A 20,691-nucleotide genomic window follows, 5' to 3' on the forward strand; every position below is an offset into this window, starting at 1 on the left:
GACAGCACGCGGTGAATACCGCCACACACCGGTGGGGCACCCGGGGCGAACGTCCTATTCCTGATGGTCCCCGGAAGACGCACCGGGGTAGGACGCAAAGAGGCCGGACAATTGTCAATTGATCTACGGGGGCGGCCAGATGGGTGATTCCAGTTCCGCATCGCAACGGCCGCACGGGAATGAGGTCGGTGGAGAGGCGAGACTCTACGGGCCCACCGTCCAAGCCCGTGAGGTGCACGGCAGTATTCATTTCCACCCTGCGCCGACGGAACCCGCGCGCCCCGCACCTCCTCGCCAACTCCTGCCTGTGCCCGTCAACTTCACCGATCGGGAAGATGATGTCGACTCGCTGAACGATCTCCATGCCAGGGGACTGCCACTGATTGTCGTCAGCGGACCGGCCGGAGTCGGCAAGACGACATTGGTGTCCAAATGGCTGCGGTCGCTGAGTGCCGATTACCCGGACGGGCAGTTGTACGCCGACCTGCGCGGCCACTCGGGAGGTGAGCCGGTGGGGCCCACGGAGATACTCGGCCAATTCCTCCGGGCGCTGGGTGCAGGACCGCCGTCCACGGACATGGTCGAACTCTCCTCGTTATGGCGTTCCCTCACCGCTGACCGTCGGATCGCGGTCATGCTGGACAATTCGTTCACGGCCGCTCAGATCCGGCCGTTGCTCCTGGGTGGGCCGGGCGGACTCGTCGTCGTCACCAGCCGCCGCAGGCTGACCGGACTACGTATGCAGGGGGCGGGCTTCCACCAGCTCGACGCGCTGGGCCGGGCCGCCGGGGTCGAACTGCTCACGCGTGGGATCGGCGCGGACCGTGTCGTGGGAGAACTGCCCTCGGTCCACCGCCTGGTGGACCTCTGCGCGGGCCTCCCGCTCGCGGTCTGTCTGGCGTCCGCCCGGCTCGCGACACGTCCGAGACAGACGGTCGGGTCGCTTGCGGACGCCCTCGCACGGAACGCGGGCGATGGCCGCCTTGCCGAGTTCGAAGTGGAGGGCGAGACATCGGTGCGCAAGGCCCTGGACGCCTCGTACGCGGTGCTGAGCGATGGGGCCGCACGCCTGTACAGGACGCTCGGCCTGCTCCCGGTGCGTACCTTCGACGAGCTGATGGCCGCAGCGGCCTGCGCTGAGTCGCAGGAGTGGGCCGAGCGCCGCCTGGACGAGCTGGTCGAGGCGAATCTGGTGGAGGACGTCGGCCCGGACAGCTGGCGCTTCCACGATCTCTTACGCATCCATGCGCACGACCGTGCCATGGAGGACGACACGAGCGCCGCCCGCGAGGAGGCGCTTCGGCGCTTCTGCGACTGGTGCCTGTACACCGCGACGGCAGCGCAGGAACGACTGACGCCGGTGCAGCTCACACTCCCCAGGATCTACGCCCACCGGCCGGATCTCCCTCTGCCGTTCACCGACGACATCGCGGCGCTGAGCTGGCTCGACTCGCATCGTACGCAGCTGATGGGCGCCGTACGACTGGCGGCGAGCAGTGGCTGGCACGACACGAGTTGGATGCTGGTGGACGCCCTGTGGCCGCTCTTCCTGCGACTTCGCCACTATGCCGACTGGATCGAGGCCCACGAGGTCGGACTGGAGGCCGCCCGACGCGCGGAGAACAGGGCGGCCGAGCGCCAGATGCTCAATTCAGGTGCCATCGGCCTCGGTGCAGCCGGACGCACGGAGGAGTCCGCCGCCTGGTACCGGGACTCCTTCGAGGCCGCGCGCGAGGCCGGTGACGTGCGGGACGAGGGGCAGGCGCTGCTGGGCATCGGTTCGTGCCACCGCGAGGCCGGGCGGCCCGCCGACGCCGTGGTCTGTCTGAACCGGGCGATCTCCGTGTGGGAGGGCTGCGGCTACCCACGGGGGGCGGCTCTTGCCCGTACCGTGCTCGGCGAGATCGCCCTCGCGGCCGGAGCTCCGTACGAGGCGGTCGACTTCTTCGCCCGTGCCCATGCCGGGATGGTGGCGGTGGACGACCCGCACGACGCCGCACGGGCCCTCGCCTTCCTCGGGCGTGCGACGGCCAAAGCGGGGGCGTATGCGGAGGGTATGGCGAGGCTGAACGAGGCCCTGGCGGTCTTCATCGGCTCAGGGGCGGTCTTCTGGCAGGCGCGCACCCTGGAGATGCTGGGTGAGAGCGGGGCGGAGCAGGGTGATGCGGCGGCAGCGGAGGAGTTCTTCGCACGGGCCGTCGCCCTGTTCGAGACCACGAGCCCCGCCGACGCGCGTCGGCTCGGCGGGGCCGGGTGATCAGAAGAGCGGGACGGTGCGGTGGTCATCGGGCGGGCGGGACCGGTGCGTGGTGGGGCGGCAGGCTCCGGGTCAGCGGGGCAGTGGGTCTCCGGGGCAGCTGGACGGTACGTCGCGGGCGTACGGCCACTCCCGCAGGGTGCGCCCCGTCACCAGCCAGGCGTGCAGGCAGGACGGCAGGAGCGACTGGCCCGCGGAGGCCCGGTGCGGCCGGAGCCCGCCGGGCGGCAGGACGACCACGGGCCGCTCCGAGGCCCGCGCCAGGACCCAGCCGCGCGGGGCCGCGGCGCCGGTGCGGATTCCGGAACGGGCCCCGTAACCCGCACCTGCACCGGGCCCTGCACCGGGCCCGGCCAGGGGCACCGCCGCTATGCCGCAGGCCGGGTGGGCCGCCGTGAGCCGCGCCAGCCGGCGCAGTGCGCCGGGAACCGAGTGCGCCCGACTTCCCTGGAGCACATCCGCGCAGTCCAGCAGGACCCTGTCCCGGCAGATGTCCACGTCGACGACGAGGTGCTCGTCCAGGACGGTGTGCCTGTCCAGGACGGTGCGCTCGTCCACGTCGACAGTGCGCCCGTCCAGGACGGTGCCCCCGTCCACGACGACGGTGCGCCCGTCCACGACGGTGCGCTCATTGATGACCGACGCGCGAGGGTCACGGTTCGCCCAGGTCAGCCGCACGCTGAACGACGCGTCGGCACAACGGGCGTGCAGCACATCCGGCAAGGGGCTGGCCTCGACCATGACGAAGCGCTTCACGCCGACTCCTCCCAGCGCTCCGACGTCCACGTGGCCAGCGGTGGCGGTGCCGGCAGCGGCACGGTCACCGGCTCGTGCGCGGGCTGTCCCAGCCCCAGGAGCCCGTACATCAGCCTGCGCATGTTCCGGTTGAACCGTCCCGGCTCCGATGTGATGCGCGACCTGATCGGGGCATACTCCTCGGTCCTGTACTCCCTTTTCGCATAGTCGAGTTGATCGAGCAGCGGGTGGGTGGGTGACAGTGTGGGTGCATGGGCGGCGAGGGTCGCGGCCGGCGAAGAGGGGTTGATGTCCCGCTCCGGCGAGTTGGCGAGCAGTATCGGTGCCCCGGTGAGCGTCCCGTAGAGCGTCACCGATCCGTGATCACCGATGATCCGGTCCGCCGCGATCAGTACGCTGCGCCAGTCCGCTTCGGGCGGCACGATTCCGATTCCCAACTGACCGCACCGGGCCAGCCATGACCTCACCTGATAGGCGCCGTGCCCTGCCCACACATTGGGGTGCACGAGCAGCGCCGTACGGTAGCGCGCCGCCGGCAGCTCGCCGATCAGCCGTGGCAGCAGTGCGTCGAACCGTCCGAAGGACGAGCGCACCCCCCAGGTCGAGACCGCGACGACGAGTTTCTGCCCATGGGCGAGCCCGAGCGCACGGCGGTACGCGGCGCGCAACGGCAGACTTTCGGTGATCCGGTCGTGTACGGGATCGCCGATCACATGCGCCAGCGGCAGCGCCTCCGGGCAGTCGCGGGCGAGTTCACGGAGCTCGGCGTGGTGTGGCACGACCACAGCGGCCGGGTGCCGCCCACCGGGCAGGAGATCCTGTCTGCGCAGCCCTGCCACGCCCGCGTCCGCACCCCCGACCAGCCGCTTCAGGTAGTTGGCCCCGTGCGGCAGTGTGATCAGCGGCGCGTCTATGTACTGCACGCCGCGCGGCCCGGCGGCGAGGGCGAGGTCGAAGGTCATACGGGTCACCTGGTCCCACGGCAGCACCACGCTTCCCAGCCTCGCGAGGAAGGCGGGCACGTCGTCGCCGAAGGCGTGCGGCGGCGCGGTGAAGACGACCTGGAGCCGGAAGTCCGCTTCAAGGAGGGAAAGGACATCGAGCAGCCGTTTCCCGTATGTGACGGTGTGGATCACTGCGAGCACCTTCTTGCGCCCCACCAGGGTCAGCCACTGTCGTGACTCAGCAGCGGCTGCCTCCGCCGTGGTGTCTGTCTCGAACCTGCTCGTCCCGAACCTGCTCTCCTCGGCCCTGCTTTCCTCGTCCTTGCTTGCCTCGGTCCTGCTCTTCTCGGACGTACTCTCCTCGCCTGTACTCGATCCGGTCGTACCCGACACCGCCATGGCGTCCCCCTGTTGGCTTCTCTCCGCGTGCCACGAATCGCTTCTGTTCGACGGATGCCCGGGAGGGGGGACGGAAGGCTGGACCAACCCTTGCGAGAACCTTGCGGCGTTCTGCCGCCCAGCTCGACCGGCAGCACCTAGGGTGACCGCCATGACCGAGGAGACGCGGAACAGTCTGGACGGGCGTGCAGAGGCGGTCGTTCAGGCCGGCCGCATCGGGGAGCTCCATCAGCACTGGCACGGCGCGGAGACGGCTGCGTACAGCCCGGCTTTTCAACTCCCGCCTGTGATGCAGTCGTTCGAGAACAGGGTCGACGAACAGCACCGTATTCGGCGTGCTGTCGAGAACCATCGGCCTGATCTGGGTCCCCTGGTCGTCACGCTGACGGGTATCGGCGGCATCGGCAAAACGGCCCTGGGTTTCCACGTGGCCCACAGCCTGGTCGAGCAGTATCCGGACGGGGTGCTGTATGTCGACCTGGACGACCTGCGCCGGGACGGAGTCGTCGAGCTCTCCGACGCCGTGGGTGACCTTCTGGGCGGCCTGCGCGTAGCTGCGGGATCCCTGGAGCGGTCCTTCCGCAGCCGTACGAAGCAACTGTGGCAGCACACCCGGGGCAAGCGGCTCCTCGTGATCATCGACAACGCCCGGTTCGGAACCGAGGTCCTGCCGCTCCTCCCCGCTTCGGGCGGCAGCCTCGTGATCGTCACCAGCCAGGGCACCCTGTACGACCTCGACGGCGCCGCGGCGGTCGAGGTGCCGGTGGGTCCGCTCGCCGATGCCGCCGCCGTACGGCTGCTCAGGAACCTGGTGGACGATCCCCGTCTGTCGGAGGAACCGGACGCGGCGGCCGGTCTGGCGCGGGGATGCGGAGGGCTGCCGGCGGCGCTCCTCGTCGCCGGGCGGTGGGTGCGTAAGTACCGCAGGCGCTCGTTGTCCAGGCTCGTCGTGGAGCTGACCGCTGAGTTGCATGGGAGGGGTATCCCTGTGGTCGAAGCTGTCTGGGACGCCGCGTACACGGGCCTGCTGCCCGAGACCGCCCGTCTGTACCGTCTGCTCCCTCAGATTCCGGGCCCCTGGATCGAAGAGGCGGTTGCCGCCGTTCTGCTCGGCTGCGAGCCCGTTCAGGCCGGGGACGCCTTGGAGGAGCTGGAGTCCGCGGGGCTGCTGGAGGGGCGGTCCGACGGCTGGCGGATGCACGATCTTCTACGAGGGCACGCCGAGCGCCGTGCGAGCCAGGAGGATGCCGACGGTGCGGACAGACGGAGGGCGCGCCGTGCGCTCATCGGCTGGCTCCGACGCCAGGCCGCCCGTGCCGATCGGGTGGTGGCCGGTCCACGGATGACGTTCGGTGACATCCCGGCACCCGAGGCGGGTGAGGCTCTCGACGTCAGGTTCGCGGGCAGGCCTGAGGCGTTCGGGTGGCTGGAGTCCCACCGGTCCGCGCTGTACGGGGCCGTCCGGCTGGCCTTCGACGACGGGCTGTACGAGGACGCGTGGGCGTTGTGCGAGCCGCTGTGGACCCACTTCCTCGACCATCCGCACTATGCCGACGTCACCGACGCCTTCCGCACAGGAGTGGCTGCCGCCGACCGGGCGGAGCATCTGCACGCGATGGTCCGGATGAGGTGCCAGCTGGCCCGTCCTCTGTGGGAGCAGGGACTGTTCGAGGAGGCCGCGGAGCACATACAGCACGCGCTCAATGCCGCGGACACGCTGGGGGATTCGCCCCTGGACCGCAGGCTGCTGGCCTCGACCGTGGAGTTCCGTGGGCTGCTCAAGTCCGAAACCGCGGACTGGTCCGGGGCGGCGGCGGACTTCGAGGAGTCGAGGGCGGTCCACGCCGAGATCTTCAACGAGTACGGGGTGCTCGTCCAGACCTACCTGCTGGGACGGACCGTTCTGCGGGGCGGACGTAACGAGGACGCCGTCGACATCCTGCGCGAGGCCCATGGGATGGCCATCACGCAGGACAGGGAACGCATGGCCGCACGGAGCGGGTTCGAACTGGGCCGCGCGCTGAGACTGACCGGTCGGCCGGAAGAGGCCGGGCCGCTGTTCGATGCGGCTCTCCTGAGCGCGCAGACGCGGGGCGCGCATGCCGACGAGGTCCGCATCCTGGAGGAGCTGGCAATGCTCGCCGATGAAGGGGGCGAGGCGCGCGCGGCGAGTGAGCACCGTGCGGCCGCGCGGCGCATCGCGGACCTGCACGGGGTCCTGGCGCCTGACGATCAGAACTCGTAGTCCAGGTCGTCCGGGTCTGCGGGGACCAGGTGCACGCGTACGGTGACCGGCCCGGTGTCGCACAGGAGCGGCGCGGAGGGAACGTGTGCCGCACCGGTGCCCAGCCAGGTGTGCACCGCGGAGGCGACGGCCGCCGGATCGGCGTACGAGACGCGTCCGGCGTTCCGGTCGGGTTCGATCCGTAGGCTGATCAGCCCTGCCGTGCGGTGTCGCACCAGGCATCGTCCCGGCGTCAGGACCGCGACAGCGGTCCGGCAGTGGGGGGCCTCGGCCATGACGTGTGCGGTCCAGCCGGCCGCGGTCCACGCGGTGGAGTGGCTTTGCGCGTGTGCGGTGCGCGGGCTCCGCCACAGCAGGGCGGCGCTCTGCACGGCGCGCGGTCCGGCAGCGGGATACTCGGCCGCCAGGTGATGCATCGGCTCGCTGGAGTGCGCGGGGAAGCGCCGGACGGCGATCCGGTGCCCGGAGATCTCGGTCCGCACCGCGAAGGCGAGCGGCCGGGAGGAGGCGGCCGATGGTGGGAGGAAGACCGTTGCTTCCGGGGTGCCGACCGGAGGGCTCAGCCGGAGGAGCCGATACAGGTACTCGCGCAACCGGTCGAGCGCCTGGCCCTGCCGGGAGAACGCGAGGGCCGCGAGGCCGCGTGTATCGACCGCCCGTGCGGCCCTGATGGCGTCCGGCAGGTCGGCGGCGTCCGCAAGCGTGGGCGCGGCGGCCAGCAGCCTGGCCATCGGGCTGCCGGGGACCAGCTCCTCGCACCCGTCGTAGGCATTGATCACAGGGCAGCCGAGGGCCGCGGCGTAGAGGGCGGTGGAGCCGTGGTCGGTGACCACCACGTCAGCGGCGACCAGCAGGGCGGCCCACTCCTCGTACGGGCCGGAGAGCACCGTCCCCGCCGCGAGGGCCGGTGCGAGATGCCGGGCCAGGTCGAACATTCCGGTACGGCTGTGTGTGTTGGGGTGCAGGACCAGGGCGGTCTGGAACGCGTCGTGGGGCAGCAGACCGCTCAGGTCAGCCGGCAACCGGGGGCGGCGGGCGATGAGCGATTCGGGTCCCCAGGTGGACGTCAGGACGACGAGGCGACGCTGCCCCGTGCCGAGGGCGTCGCGGTACGCGTCACGGTGCTGGGCGGAGGCGAGGAGGCGGTCCACGGTCGGATCGCCGACCACGGTGGCCCTGTCCGCAGCGAGTGGACAGTGGTGTGCGAGGCGGGCCACCTGCTCCTCGTGCGCCAGGCCGTGCAGATCGGCCCACGGTGTGCCGTCGGCCAGCAGGTAATGGGGGTCGAAACCCGAAGGGACACCTGTCGAACCCTCGCCCGCGACAGCCTTGTTGAATCCGGCTCCGTGAGGGAGCAGCGCATGAGGCCCGGACAACCGCTGGAGGCCCCCCTTCGGACTCGCCGCGAGGATCAGGTCGTGCTTGGCGCGCAGGGCCTCGCCCCAGGGCAGGGTGCGAGCCCCGGCACGGCCCAGGGCTGCGAGGGCGTCGACACCGAAGGGCGAACCGGGGACGAGCGTGAACCGCGTGGTGATCCGGGTGTCCCCGTCGAAGGCCGGCAAAACGTCAAGGAGCCGATGCAGGGCACCCGCCGAACGCACGGCGACGAGAACTGCCCGCTGCCCGCTGCCCGCTGCCCGCTGCCCGCTGCCCGCTGCCCGCTGCCCGCTGGGAGAGTTTCGATTCTACCGGTCGCGGAGGTTCGGAGGGTGCGGTTTCGCGGGATGGTTCAGGCGCGTTGTGGGGAGGGGGAGCCCGGTGCGGCATGTCCCCGATCGTAGCGGGCGAGGAACCCCTCCCTCCTCGCCTCCGTTCCAGTACGGTGACCTTGAGTCGGAGACCCCCGGGAGGCGGTGCGTCATGAGCGCGCGGGACGGTGCGGAACGCCCAGTGCCTGGGGGTATCGCGAACAGCCTTTCCGGGGACGTGGACGGGCAGTTGGTCCAGGCCGGTGTCGTGCACGGCGGTATCACCTTCCACTACGCGGCAGAGCCGGCGGCGGAAGAGAGACGGCGCCCGGACCAGGTGCCGCGGCCACCGCGAGGGTTCGTGAACCGTCAGCAGCCGCTGGGCGAGCTGGACGAGTTACTCGCACTCGGTGAGCTCCTCGGCTGTCCGATCGGCGTCTTCAGCGGACTCCCCGGAATCGGCAAGACTGCCGCGGCGAGTCAGTGGGCCCACACCAATCAGCTCCGGTTCCCCGGAGGCGAGCTCTTCGTCGATTTCGGCGGGCTGCGCACCGGCCCCGCGGGCGGGGACGTCTCCGAAGCGCTCGCCGTCTGTCTGCGCGCCCTGGGCGTGCGCGAGCAGTTCCTCCCGGAGGGCCTCGCCGCCCGTACGGCTCTCTACCGGGACCTGTCCGCCCATCACCGGCTGCTGGTGGTGCTGGACGACGTGACGCGCCCCGCGCAGGTCACGGCCCTCCTGCCGCAAGGCCCCGGCAGCGCGGTGGTGGTGACCAGCACCTGGCAGCTGGGCGAGCTCGTCCTCGACGGTGCTGCCCTGCTCCAACTGGAGGTCCTCGACGCCGAAAGCGCCCTGGAACTCCTGTCGCACATCTGCGGTCCCCGACGGATCGCGGACGAGCCGGATGCCGCAGCCCGGCTCGTCGAGCTCTGCGGAGGTCTGCCGCTCGCGCTGCGGATCTGTGCCGCGCGGCTGCGGACCCAGCGCCGGCTCACCATCGGGGCGCTGGCCGACGCGATGACCGACGAGCAGAGCCGCCTCAGCCACCTCTCCGTGTCCTCAGCCCACGAGGAGCGCACCGTGTCCGCAGCCCTTGAACTCGCCTACCAGGACCTTCCCGAGGCCGCCGCCCGCATGTACCGGGTTCTGGGGTGCCTGCCCGGCCCGAGTTTCGACACCGCCGTCGCGGCGGCCGCCGCAGGGCTGGCCACGACGGCCGAGGCCCAGGAGGCCCTGGACGTACTCGAAGCGGCCAGCCTGCTCGCGGTGCAGGACGATCACAGGTACATCCTGCACGGCCTGGTCCGCCTGCATGCGGGAGAGACCGCCCGTGCCGTCGATCCGGCCGGAGCCGAACGCGAGACGGTCCGTCGGGTGACCGGTCACTACCTGGTGCTGACCACGGCGGCGGACCTCGCCGTTCGGGCCGACAGGCTTCGGATCGGCGAACCGGGGCGCGCGGACGGCACCTTCGGCCCAGGTGACGACCTCGGCCCGTTCGCCGGGACGGTCGACCCCGGACAGGACGCGATCAGCTGGATGGAGGCCGAGCGGGCCAACATCCTTGCCGTGCTCCGGGCCGCGTCCGACTTCGGTCTGGACCGTCCCGTGTGGCAGATGGCTCAGTCGTTCACCGCCCTCTTCTTCCGCCACCGGCACCTCGCGGACTGGCGTGAGTCCCTCTCCCTGGGCGCCGACGCGGCCCACCGTGACCGCAATGCGGCTGCGGAGGCCCGGCTGCGCAGCCTCCTGTCCCGACCGCTTCTCGGCCTGGGGCAGGACGCCCGGGCGAAGGCGGAACTGGACAGTGCGGAGCAGCTCGCTGCGGAGTCGGGGCATCCGGTGCTCCAGGCGTCCGTGCAGGAGTTCCTCGGGCGCTACTGGGACGCGCAGCACGACTCGGTGCGGGCGGCCGACGCGTACCGCGCCTCGTTGGCACTCAACACCGAGGCCGGGGAGGAGCGGGGCGCGTCCCTGGCGCGATACTTCCTGGGCTGCGCGCAGAGCGCGGCCGGAGACCACACCCAAGCGCTGCTCGCGCTGTCCCGTGCCCGGCAGGAGTTCCTCGCCCTGGGCGATGCGCCGCTGGCCGCGCGGACCCTCGCCGACACCGGCCGGGCGCTGCTCGGCACCGGTGCCCGCGCACAGGCTGCCGACGCGCTGTCCCAGGCTGTGGACGAGCTGCGCCGGTGCGACACCTCGCACTACGAGGCGCAGGCGCTGGAGGACCTGGCGGCTCTGCTGGAGGACCCCGAGGCCGCCAGGGACTGTCTGCGTCAAGCCCTCGTGATCTACGAGAAGGGCGGCAGCCCCCGAGCGGCCGACGTCCTGGCGCGGCTCACCGCCGACTGACCCGCGGCGGGCGGTACGGGGCCGAGCACCAGCCGCCGCCCGCGCCTGCCCTGGACGACGGTCATCGCAGCGGCCTCCAGGGGCATCCCGAGGCGCAGACACACGTAGACCGCGGCTGCGGCCGTGCCGGGATCGGGGCCGGGCCCCTCCGCCGTACCGACGTGCACGGATGCCCCGTCGCGTACCCCGACGACGCAGCGGCCGTCCCCGGCGGGTACCGCGGCGATCCGGGCCCCGGGGAAGTCGGCCAGCAGGGAGGACACGCGCTGCCGCCCCGCATCGGGAGTGAGGACCTCCGATGCGGACCAGATGACGGCGGCGCTTTCGGTGAGGCGTGTGTCCGGCTCCTCGACATCGCACGCCAGGTGCCAGAACGCGGACTCGCTCTCCGCCGTCTCTCCGGCGAGCGCGGCGGGAAAACGACGTACCTCCACCCGCGGTTCGTCCCCGGGGACCCGCACCACGGAGGTGTGCACCATCAACGACCGCGCGGTGGTGGCGCTCAGGGCCCGGACCGGGAAGGCGCGTGGGCCACGGCCCGGCTGTTTCGGCCGGGGCAGGTGGAGAAGGTCGTAGACCAGCTCACGCAGCTTCGACAGGGCCCGGCCTGGCTCGGCGAAGGCTGCGGCGCTGACCTCGGCGAACCCGTCCCGCCGGTGTCCTGCCGACGCCGCGTCCAACTGCTGCCGCAACGGGTGGTCGGGCTCCAGCCGTACGGCCGCCGAGCGCAGCGCGTAGCCGGCCGTACCGTGCACTGCCTCGGACCCGAACGCACCCAGCAGGAGGGGGCGGTCGAGCGCCGCTCCGTACAGCGTCACGGACCCGTGATCCCCGATCACCAGATCCGAGGCGACCAGGGCCTGCTGCCAGCCGTCCGTGGGGTCGACGACGATCAGGCCCGACTCCAGAGCGGTCCGCTGCATGAGCCGGACCTGCCAATCCCCGTGTGCGGACCAGACGTTCGGGTGCAGCACGAGCGCCACGCGGTACTCGTCGGTCGGCAGCTGGGCCAGTAGATCCGCAGGCAGGCCCGGCCAGGATCCGGCCAGGGACTCCTCGCCCCAGGTCGAGCTCACCAGGACGAGCCGGGTACCGGCAGCGACTCCGAGGGCCGCCCGGTACCGCTCCCGCCATCGGACGCTCGCCCGGAGCCGGTCCAGGCAGGGGTCCCCCACGAGTACGGTCCTGCCGACCGTGCCGGGATGGGCGGCGGCCAACTGGGCTTCCTGGTCGGGGTGGGAGATCGCGAGCCAGGCACGCCGGGCAGCCAGCAGGTCGTCGTGGACCAGACCGGAGAGCCGGGTACCCGGGCCGGACGAGTCAGGGACCTGCTTGTGGAATCCGACCCCGTGCGGAAGGACCAGTACCGGGTAGTCGCCGTGCGGGACCTTGATGTTCTCGGAGGCCGAGATCAACAGGTCGGGGGTGATCTCCCCGAGCTGGGACCACGGCAGGATGCGGCAGCCCTGCGAGCGGAGCAGGTCGAGCACCCCGTTGTTGAAGGCCGATGTCGGGTCGTAGGCGAACACCACGGTGATGCGCGGATCGTCGTGCACGATCTCGGGAAGCACGTCCAGCACACGCAGCAGTGACGTCACCGTCCGCGCGGCGGCCACCACCGTGCGCTCGGTGCCGAACGTCCGCCAGCGTGCGGCGTCGGGGCCCACGGGCACGAGAATGCGCTCGTCAGACTCCATCGTGTACCTCCGCCCGGGGGCAGGATCGCACACGTCCGGCTTCCGGCTTCCGGCTTCCGGCTTCCGGCTTCCGGCTTCCGGCTTCCGGCTTCCGGCTTCCGGCTTCCGGCTTCCGGCTTCCGGCTTCCGGCTTCCGGCTTCCGGCTTCCGGCTTCCGGCTTCCGGCTTCCGGCTTCCGGCTTCCGGCTCTACTCTGCTAGCGCATACGTCGCCGTATGGCAACTGTTTCACCGGAGACAGCCCCGTCCGGTCTGTACCCGGAGAGCGCGGCAGGCTCGTCCCCTCACGATTCGGGTTCCCCTGTGCCACGGGTCATGTTGAACGTGAGGTTGGAGAAGTCGCGGCCCTGGACCACCGGACCGGTCGGGTTGCCCGAGACGTTGTTGTGCACATCGCCGCTGCCACCGGATGCCTGCGCGCTCTGCCACCACTCATCGAGGTGAACGCGGAACTCCTCGTCCAGAGCCGCCCGCACCTGAAGGGCGGTCACAAGTGCCTGCGCCCGGTTCGGATCGGTGCTGTCGTCCTGCAAGGCGGCGAGCTCCAGTTCGCCCGAGCTGACGCGGTGTGTCCCGTCACGGGTGGGCTCCGGAATCGTCCCGCGCCGGAACGGACGCCTCACCAGGGCGGCCAGCCCTGCCCACGCCTGGCGACCGGCCTCACCGCCCACGCTCCCGGCCAGTGAGGCGAGTGCCGCTGCAGTGATCGGGTCCATGGCGGGCCCCCTTCGTTGGCGTCATCGCCGAGGATACGCGGCGACGGCGACATCCACCGGGACCGTAGGTTGCTGGGCATGAGCGAGCGCCAGTCGATGACCAATGATCTGAGCGGCAACGTCGAAGGGCCTGTCGTACAGGCGCAGTCGGTCGGCACGGTGGACCTGTCGAGCCGCACGAAGATCGTGAACAACATCATTCAGGAGGCGCGCTCACTGAACCTCGGCGCGACCCTGTACAGGCTTCTGGCCTCTGCCATGGCGCTCGCCACCCTGATCGGAGCCCGTCGGTGGGGCACTCCGCTCGACGGAGCGGCGACCGTCTGCGAAGCGCTGGCGATCCCTACGGACTGGACGGAGTCCACCGCGAGCTGGATCGCCGTACGGCCCGGGATTGTCGGCGGTGTGGCACAGATACTGCTGCTGGTCGGACTCCTGGCATCGCCGAGACCGGGGCAGCTCGGTCGGGACCTCGGGCAGACACTGGAATGGCGTGGCCCGTCGACGATGATTGTCTCCCTGGCGCTGTTGGTGCAGAGCGGCCAGGCGTGGCCGGCATTGATCACGCTCGGGAGCTGCGCTGCTCTGGGGCTGGTGATGCTGCGCCGGTCGGCGGGAGGTTACAGCAGGGCGGATCATGTGTCGGTGATCCTGGGCGGTCTGGCACTGGCCGTGCTCTTCGCTCCGCTGTTTGTGTTCGCCTGGTTCTTCGGCAGGGACTGGCGACGGAAGCGGTACGCGTACGGCGCATCGGAGTAGATCCGGGGCCTTTCGGACCGCCCGGCCTTTCCGGATCACCTTCCGGATCACCCTTCGGACCGCCCTTCCGGACGGATCGTGCGGGGCGCTCACACGGGTCGCGTTCGGTGGCGTCCCTCCGGTCCAGGACAGCGGTCGCGGCGCCCTCGCCCACACGGCGACCGCGCCGCCGCCCGGGTGTCGAGCAGTGACGCGGTGAGCAGTGACGCTGTGGGTGTCGGTGACAGGCGGGGGCTACTTGCAGATGGCCGTGTCCACCAGTTCCTGCACGTGCTGGTGTGCCGCCAGAATCCCCTCGGTCTCGGCAGCCACCGAGCTCGACAGTGCCGTGACCGCCACCGTGGCCGCACGGCCGTCATCGGTGACGCCGCTGAAGGACTCGTAACCGTGGATCGAGCCGCCGTGGCCCCACAGCTCGACGCCGCAGGACAGGGGCGTACGGAAGAGGCCCAGGCCGTATTCGGTGTTCGGCGTGGTGGCGCCCTCGGCGGCCGGGACCGTCGTCTTCATCTCCTTGAGCTCGGCGGCATCCAGCACCTCGCCGCCGAGCAGGGCGGAGAAGAACCGGTTGAGGTCACGCGGGGTGGTGATGACCTGCCCGGCGGACGAGGCCTGGGACGGGTCGAGGCGGGTGATGTCCTCCAGCGGGGCGCCGGGTGTCGTTGCGGCGTAGCCCTTGGGGTGAGTGCCCCGGATGCCGCGCTCACCCGCGCTCGGCCAGTAGGTGTCCTTCAGACCGAGGGGACGGATGATCCGGTTCGTGAGCTCCTCGCCGAAGGGGCGGCCCGTGATCTTCTCGACGAGCAGGCCCGCCACGATGTAGTTGGTGTTGCTGTACTGCCACTTTGCACCGGGCTCGAACAGTGCCTTCTCACCCAGGGCGAGGTCGAGCATCTCACGCGGGTTGTAGTAGGTGTCGCGGATCTCGAAGGGGTTCGGGGGAAGCGACTGGGTGTAGTCGGGCAGGCCACTGGTGTGCTGGAGCAGGTTCCGCACGGTGATCTGCGTGCCGTCGATACCGTCGCCGTGGATCAGTCCCGGCAGGTACGTCTCGATCGGTTCGTCCAGATCCACCTTGCCCTCACCGACCAGCTGGAGCACGACCGCCGAGGTGAAGGACTTGGTGTTGCTGCCCGCCCTGACCTGGCCGTTCACGGGCACATCCGCGCCGGTCCTCAGGTCACCGGTGCCGGCCGTGTAGTCGCGGACGTGTCCGTCGGAGTCCTCGACGGCGGCCAGGACGCCGGGGAAACCGTCCTCCCGCACCAGGTCCTGTGCGCCCTTGCTCACGGCGTCGCGGCCCCCGGCACGGTCTTGGGCGCCGTACGCCAGGGAGCCGCTCACAGCGAGTCCACCGCCCAGGACCGTCAGCGCGGCGACCACCGACAACGCGCGGCGGCCGAACTGCTTCTTCGGCTTGTTGTTCTGGGCGGAGGTGTGAAGACGAACGGACACGGGTCTTTCCTTCCAACAGGGCTTCCCTTGCGACCCCTTGAGCATGTCGCGGATCGGCTGACCGCTCGATGGCCCCAGCCTGCTGAAATGAGGTACACCCAGCACCACCCCGGCCACGAGGTTTGTCCGCCGGGCCGGACCGGCCGGCCGCGTCCGCGAGGACATGGGCGTTCCCATGGGCGTTCCCGTGGGCGTTCCTACGGACGTACCTGAGGCACTTCTCTCCACGCCAAGGGAGGGCTGCTCTCCGCCCCTGCGGAAGCTGGAGCCACGGCTCGGCTCTGCCGAACACCTGATGGGCCATCAAAATGGCCCCAGAGGTCGCAGATTAAGCCTCTTATGTGTCTGTAACCGTGTGGCTGCTTTCATGAGCGCCATGAGGGTTCTGCTGGCCGAAGACCACCGTGTGCTTGCCCGTACGATCGCGAAGGGGCTGCGCCGTGAATCGATCGCCGTCGATGTCGCGGCCTGTGGCGACGAGGCCGAGCGGATGTGTCTGCTGACCGACTACGACGTGCTTGTGCTCGATCGCGATCTTCCGGTGCTGACGGGCGATGAGGTGTGCAGACGCCTGGCCGGTCTGCCGGTGCGGCCCCGGGTGCTCATGCTGACGGCGGCCGGCGGCATCGACGACAAGATCTACGGGCTGACCGAACTCGGCGCCGACGACTACCTGGCGAAGCCCTTCGACTTCGCCGAACTCGTGGCCCGTATCCGGACCCTGTACCGCCGCACGCCGAGACGGCCGGACGCGGTGCTGCGGCACGGCGGTATCCGGATGGACCGCGTGCGCCGTGAAGTGGTGGCCGACGGACGTCCAGTGGACCTCACGCCCAAGGAGTTCGACGTCCTCGACATGCTGCTGAAGTTCCCGGGCGAGGCCGTCTCCCACCGGGACCTCCTGCGGACGGTCTGGGACGAGAACCTCGACCCCCGCACCAGCGCCGTCCGCGCCACCGTCAGCAGACTGCGCAGGAAACTCGGCGGGCCAGGCACGATCACCGTCGACACCGGACTCGGATACCGACTCACCCCATGAACACCACCCGACTGCACACCACCCGACGCGTGCCCCGCATGCCCGGAATCCCCCTCGGCCGTGTCCCTCTCCGCCGTATCTCGCTCTCCCGTATCCCGTTCCGCTCCCGACTGGCCCTCGCGTTCGGCGGTCTCTTTCTTCTGGCCGGCACCTCACTGCTGGCGTTCGTCGTCCTCCTGGCGCGCTACGGCACGGCGGAGAAGACGGCCGACATCTCCGTCAGCAAGGCCCCGGTGGATCCGGACGACACGGCGTCGCCGCCCGCGGACTGGGAATCGGCGGGCGCCGGAGGAGCGACGTCTCCCTACGAGGGACACACCGGGTCCGGCGGGGCCGACGGTACGGGGAACGAGGCGGTCGCCCTGATCAGGGAAACCGTGCACACCGTACAGACCACCGCGCTTCAGCAGATGCTCTTCTGGTCGGTCATCGGCCTGGTCCTCATGACCGTCATCGCGGCACTGACCGGCCGATGGCTGGCCGGCCGTGCGCTGCGTCCCGTCTCCGCGGTCACCGAGACGGCGCTACGGATGAGCGAGCGGAGCCTTGACCAGCGTCTCGACCTGTCCGGGCCGGACGATGAACTGCACCGTCTCGCCGACGCCTTCGACTCCATGATGGACCGCCTGCAACGCTCCTTCGACAGCCAGCACCGTTTCGTCGCCAACGCCTCCCACGAACTGCGCACCCCGCTGGCCGTACAGCGTGCCTGTATCGAGGTCGGGCTCGCCGATCCGCTCCCGGACGACCTCGCGGAGACCCGCGATGACCTCCTCACCACCAACCGTGAGGCCGAGCGGCTCATCGCCTCCCTCCTGCTCCTGGCACGCAGCGACCGCGGACTGGAGCGCACAGAGGAGGTCGAGCTGGCGGAGCTGACGGACGCGGCCACGGCAGACCTGCGCCACCTCGCCAAGGAAAAGGGACTCGCACTGCACACCGAGTTCGACGCTCCGGCACGGGTGACCGGCGAGCCGGTGCTGCTGCGCCATCTCATCTCGAACCTGGTGGGCAACGCGCTCCGTTACAACCGGCCCGATGGCCGGGTGGACGTGAGGCTGCACGGCAGGACGCTCACCGTCACCAACACCGGACTGCCGGTGGATCCGGAGCGCGTCGAGGGCCTCTTCGAGCCGTTCCGGCGCCTCGGGCAGGACCGCACCGGCACCACGGGGCACGGCCTCGGGCTGTCCATCGTCCGGTCGATCGCCCGCGCGCACGGCACCGATCCACACGCCGAACCTGGCCCTGACGGCGGCCTGAGGGTCACGGTCCGCTTCACCTGACAGAACCGGTCGGCCCGAGCCGCAAACCCCGACCCGCGTCCAGGGCTCGGCGCGTGTGCCAAGGAGATAAGGACAAGGTGAGCAACTGCCTTGGCACGCTTACCGAGCTGAACACCCCGCCGAGATGGAATGAGAACACACCGAGCACGGGAGACCGTGCCGGAGCTTCACCGGACGACGAACCGCTCGTCCGTCCACTCATTTCTCTCAGGAGGATTCCATGCGTAAGAACCGTGTCATCGGCTTTGCGGCGGCTGCGATCGTGGCTCTCGGTCTGACGACCGGCGTGGCGAGCGCGGCAGGCGCGTTCTCGGGCAGCGAGTCCGGCCCCGCCAAGCCGACCGAGAACCACGGCAGCACCGCCACCGACGGCAAGGACGCCGCCATGCCCGACGGCGTCGCCGTCCAGCGCACCAAGGACGGGCTGAAGGTCCGCAAGCTCACCGAGGAGGAGCTGGAGAACATGGACGGCGCCAAGCCGACCAAGCCCCTCGCCGAGGACAGCGCCGCTGACGAAGGCAAGTCGGACAAGTAACGGTCCGTACGGTCCGTCGATCTCCGGTGGGGCGGGGTGCCCCGGATCCGCGTACGCGCACTCCGCCCCCCGGCCTTCGTCGCGGGCCGATCTCGGCCTGGTCCTGTCCGTCAAGATGTCCCGCCCATCCGGCAGGACGGTGCTTGAGCCGTCCTCGTGCCCTTCTCCTTCGGCGTTCATCTCTCCGAGCTTGCGAGCCGGGCGACGTGGCGGGCGATGCGCGTTGCGCGAACGGCGTCGTTGCCGGCCGTGGTCACATCGAGAAGGATCGGATATCGGGCGGAGCTCCCCAGAGCGAGAAACGCCGCTTCAGCGCCGGGAGTTGCACGGAGTGCGGTGAGAAGGTCGTCCGGGACGTCGATTGTGGCGGAGCCTGCGTAGGCCCGCTCCCAGCGTCCGTCCGTGCGGGCACGTTCGATCTCCGCGTGGCCGCGTGCGCGCATGCGGCCCGACTCGATGAGACCGGTCACGAGTGCGACGTTGCGTTTCGACCACAGCGACCGGGGACGGCGCGGGGTGAAGTGCTGACGGTAGGTGGAGGAGTCGATGGCGTTCCTACGCCCGTCGATCCATCCGCTGCACAGGGCTTCATCGAGGGCCTGTGCGTAGGTGAGTGATGTCGGGGTGCGGGTTCCCTTCTTGGCGAGTGTCACCCACACGCCGTTGCTGGTCCCCTCGTTCTCGTCCAGCCACGCGCGCCAGGCAGCGGCATCGGCGACGGTGAGCTGAACGGTTGACGGGGTGTTCATCGTGGTCCTTTCAGGCGGCGCTGCGGTCGGCGATGGGGCGTCGTCGCTGTGTCGCCTGCGCGAGCGCCGGCGGGGTGTAGCTGACATCGGTCACGCCGGTGTCGGTCCCGGGTGGCGCGATCTCGTCGACCCGGTCGAGGATGTCGTCGCTCAGGCTGATGTTCGTTCCTGCGAGGAGGTCGTCGAGCTGGTCGGGGGTGCGCGGTCCGATGATCGCTGATGTCACGGTCGGGTGGGCCATGACGAACGCCATCGCGAGGTGGGTGATCGAGATTCCGGCTTCGTCGGCGAGCGGTGCGAGTTCTTCCACGGCGGCGAACTTGGCGTGATCGCTCATGTGGCGTGGTCCCCACTGTGCGCGGCTCGCGGAGACGGGCGTGTTCTGACCGGCACGGTACTTGCCGGTCAGAAGTCCCCATGACAGAGGGCTCCAGGTGAGCACGCCCATACCGTGGCGTTCCACGACGGGCAGGACGTCACGTTCGATACCGCGGGCAAGGATCGAATAGCTCGGCTGCTCCGTGCGGAGCCGCGCGAGCCCGCGGCGTTCGCTGATCCACTGCGCTTCGACGATGTCCGAGGCGAGGAAGCTGGATGAGCCGATCGCTCGCACCTTCCCGCTGCCGATCAGATCGGTCAGTGCCGAGAGAGTCTCTTCGAGGTCCGTCGCCGGGTCGAAGTGGTGAATCTGGTAGAGGTCGATGTGGTCGACGTCGAGTCGGCGCAGCGACTCCTCGACGGCCGTCAGGATCCAGCGTCGGGAGGCGCCGCGCCGGTTCGGGTCGTCGCCCATCGGCCCGCTGAACTTCGTGGCGAGCACGACGTCGTCGCGTCGCCCCTTCAGCGCGGCGCCGAGGATCGACTCCGTCTCGCCGCCGCCGTACACGTCTGCGGTGTCGACGAAGTTGATCCCCGCGTCGAGGGCGCGGTGCAGTATGCGTCGGCAGTCGTCCGGATCGGGGGTGCCGGCTGGACCGAACATCATGGTGCCGAGGCAGTAGGGACTGACTTTGAGACCGGTGCGGCCAAGGGCGCGCAGTTTCATCGTGGGACTCCTTCGTGCGGCGCCGGCCACCGCCGGGAGGGAGAGGACGGCGCTGAAACGGCGACCGCTGAGGACGGCAAGGACGACCGTGGCGACGATCACGCCGCGGCGGTAATCACGGACAGTGCGGCGAGCGTGGGCCCTCCTCAGCGCTGACGAGGGCGAGAGAGAGGAAGCGGGAAGCCGCGGCGCGGATCAGTTCCGCGCCGCGGCTCGGGGGCGCGTCAGGAGGCCGAGGTGACGCTGACGCTCCACGTGACGCCGAAGCGGTCGGTGAGCATGCCGAAGCCTGCGCTCCATGCCGAGGCCGCCAGCGGTTCGACGACGACAGCATCGACGGCGAGGGCGTCCCAGTACTTCTGAAGCTCGTCCAGGCTGTCGGAACCGATGGAGACGAACAGTGCCTGGTCGGTGATGGTGGTGTTGTTCTCACGGCGGGTCGTACCGCCGCCGGCGATGGCCCCCTCGGTCGTGCCGGGGATGTCGTAACCCATGACCCGGAAGCCGTTTTCCGCGGCGACGAGACCGAACACGACCTTGTCGGAACCGGGCACCCCGGCCGGCATCCCGAAGTCCCCGTAGGTGTTGATCTCGACCTGTCCGCCGAAGACGGAGTGGTAGAACTCCAGCGCTGCACGCGCGTCGCCACGGAAGTTGAGGTGGGTGGTCGTCTGGATGGTCATCGCTGCTCCTTGGTGGAAGCCGGCCCGTGCGAGTCGGTACGGAAACCCTCACAGGGGTGTAGGTCAGGTTTTGTCCTAGAACCCGATTA

16 protein-coding genes are annotated in these 20,691 nt (G+C 70.2%); 7 read left to right on the forward strand and 9 right to left on the reverse strand.

The window, feature by feature from the left end; translation table 11 throughout:
• The first annotated feature begins 307 nt into the window (after positions 1-307).
• Entirely contained in the window at positions 308-2,257 is a 1,950-nt protein-coding gene (locus tag OG623_RS18170) for an NB-ARC domain-containing protein (RefSeq protein WP_406147733.1), read from the forward strand.
• 72 nt (positions 2,258-2,329) lie between these two features.
• Here OG623_RS18170 and OG623_RS18175 read toward each other — a convergent pair whose 3' ends face one another.
• Positions 2,330-3,013, reverse strand: a complete 684-nt coding sequence (locus tag OG623_RS18175) for a hypothetical protein (protein WP_406147734.1) — start codon at positions 3,011-3,013, stop codon at positions 2,330-2,332.
• Positions 3,010-4,173: a hypothetical protein gene (locus tag OG623_RS18180; RefSeq protein ID WP_406151882.1), complete on the reverse strand. Its 1,164-nt coding sequence runs from the start codon at positions 4,171-4,173 to the stop codon at positions 3,010-3,012. The genes OG623_RS18175 and OG623_RS18180 overlap by 4 nt, the downstream gene beginning before the upstream one ends.
• Before the next feature lie 334 nt (positions 4,174-4,507).
• Between OG623_RS18180 and OG623_RS18185 the strand changes: the two genes are divergently transcribed.
• Complete coding sequence (locus tag OG623_RS18185; RefSeq protein ID WP_406147735.1) at positions 4,508-6,601, forward strand: NB-ARC domain-containing protein; 2,094 nt, start codon at positions 4,508-4,510, stop codon at positions 6,599-6,601.
• Here the strand turns inward: OG623_RS18185 and OG623_RS18190 are convergent.
• Complete coding sequence (locus OG623_RS18190) at positions 6,589-8,202, reverse strand: translation initiation factor 2 (RefSeq protein WP_406147736.1); 1,614 nt, start codon at positions 8,200-8,202, stop codon at positions 6,589-6,591. The genes OG623_RS18185 and OG623_RS18190 overlap by 13 nt on opposite strands.
• 259 nt (positions 8,203-8,461) lie before the next feature.
• Between OG623_RS18190 and OG623_RS18195 the strand changes: the two genes are divergently transcribed.
• On the forward strand, positions 8,462-10,639 hold the full coding sequence (locus OG623_RS18195; protein ID WP_406147737.1) for an NB-ARC domain-containing protein: 2,178 nt from the start codon (positions 8,462-8,464) through the stop codon (positions 10,637-10,639).
• On the opposite strand, the gene OG623_RS18200 is transcribed toward OG623_RS18195, so the two are convergent.
• Positions 10,579-12,336 (reverse strand): CDP-glycerol glycerophosphotransferase family protein, encoded by a 1,758-nt coding sequence (locus OG623_RS18200; protein WP_406147738.1) that lies wholly within the window; start codon positions 12,334-12,336, stop codon positions 10,579-10,581. The two genes, OG623_RS18195 and OG623_RS18200, sit on opposite strands and share 61 nt — an antisense overlap.
• A 283-nt stretch (positions 12,337-12,619) precedes the next feature.
• Complete coding sequence (locus OG623_RS18205; RefSeq protein WP_406147739.1) at positions 12,620-13,051, reverse strand: hypothetical protein; 432 nt, start codon at positions 13,049-13,051, stop codon at positions 12,620-12,622.
• A 78-nt stretch (positions 13,052-13,129) separates the two neighbouring features.
• Here OG623_RS18205 and OG623_RS18210 point away from each other — a divergent pair, with 78 nt between their 5' ends.
• A complete protein-coding gene (locus tag OG623_RS18210) occupies positions 13,130-13,810 on the forward strand; it encodes a hypothetical protein (RefSeq protein ID WP_406147740.1) in 681 nt (226 codons plus the stop codon).
• Between the two features lie 234 nt (positions 13,811-14,044).
• Here the strand turns inward: OG623_RS18210 and OG623_RS18215 are convergent, their stop codons facing one another.
• Positions 14,045-15,265 (reverse strand): serine hydrolase domain-containing protein, encoded by a 1,221-nt coding sequence (locus OG623_RS18215; RefSeq protein ID WP_406147741.1) that lies wholly within the window; start codon positions 15,263-15,265, stop codon positions 14,045-14,047.
• A 376-nt stretch (positions 15,266-15,641) separates the two neighbouring features.
• Between OG623_RS18215 and OG623_RS18220 the strand changes: the two genes are divergently transcribed.
• The 3 genes from OG623_RS18220 (at position 15,642) to OG623_RS18230 (ending at position 18,125) form a co-directional block, all read left to right on the forward strand.
• The gene (locus OG623_RS18220; protein WP_406151884.1) at positions 15,642-16,304 is read left to right on the forward strand and encodes a response regulator transcription factor; all 663 of its coding nucleotides are present in this window, start codon (positions 15,642-15,644) and stop codon (positions 16,302-16,304) included.
• Entirely contained in the window at positions 16,301-17,590 is a 1,290-nt protein-coding gene (locus OG623_RS18225; RefSeq protein WP_406147742.1) for a sensor histidine kinase, read from the forward strand. Before OG623_RS18220 ends, OG623_RS18225 begins: the two co-directional genes overlap by 4 nt.
• A gap of 220 nt (positions 17,591-17,810) precedes the next feature.
• Positions 17,811-18,125, forward strand: a complete 315-nt coding sequence (locus OG623_RS18230) for a hypothetical protein (protein WP_406147743.1) — start codon at positions 17,811-17,813, stop codon at positions 18,123-18,125.
• Between the two features lie 176 nt (positions 18,126-18,301).
• Here the strand turns inward: OG623_RS18230 and OG623_RS18235 are convergent, their stop codons facing one another.
• The 3 genes from OG623_RS18235 to OG623_RS18245 form a co-directional block, all read right to left on the reverse strand.
• On the reverse strand, positions 18,302-18,874 hold the full coding sequence (locus tag OG623_RS18235; protein WP_406147744.1) for a YdeI family protein: 573 nt from the start codon (positions 18,872-18,874) through the stop codon (positions 18,302-18,304).
• A gap of 10 nt (positions 18,875-18,884) precedes the next feature.
• Complete coding sequence (locus OG623_RS18240; RefSeq protein WP_406151885.1) at positions 18,885-19,919, reverse strand: aldo/keto reductase; 1,035 nt, start codon at positions 19,917-19,919, stop codon at positions 18,885-18,887.
• Positions 19,920-20,143: 224 nt separating this feature from the next.
• Entirely contained in the window at positions 20,144-20,602 is a 459-nt protein-coding gene (locus OG623_RS18245; protein WP_406147745.1) for a VOC family protein, read from the reverse strand.
• Positions 20,603-20,691 lie beyond the last annotated feature (89 nt).

It is taken from the genome of Streptomyces sp. NBC_01012 (assembly GCF_045162755.1).
GTDB lineage: Bacteria > Actinomycetota > Actinomycetes > Streptomycetales > Streptomycetaceae > Streptomyces.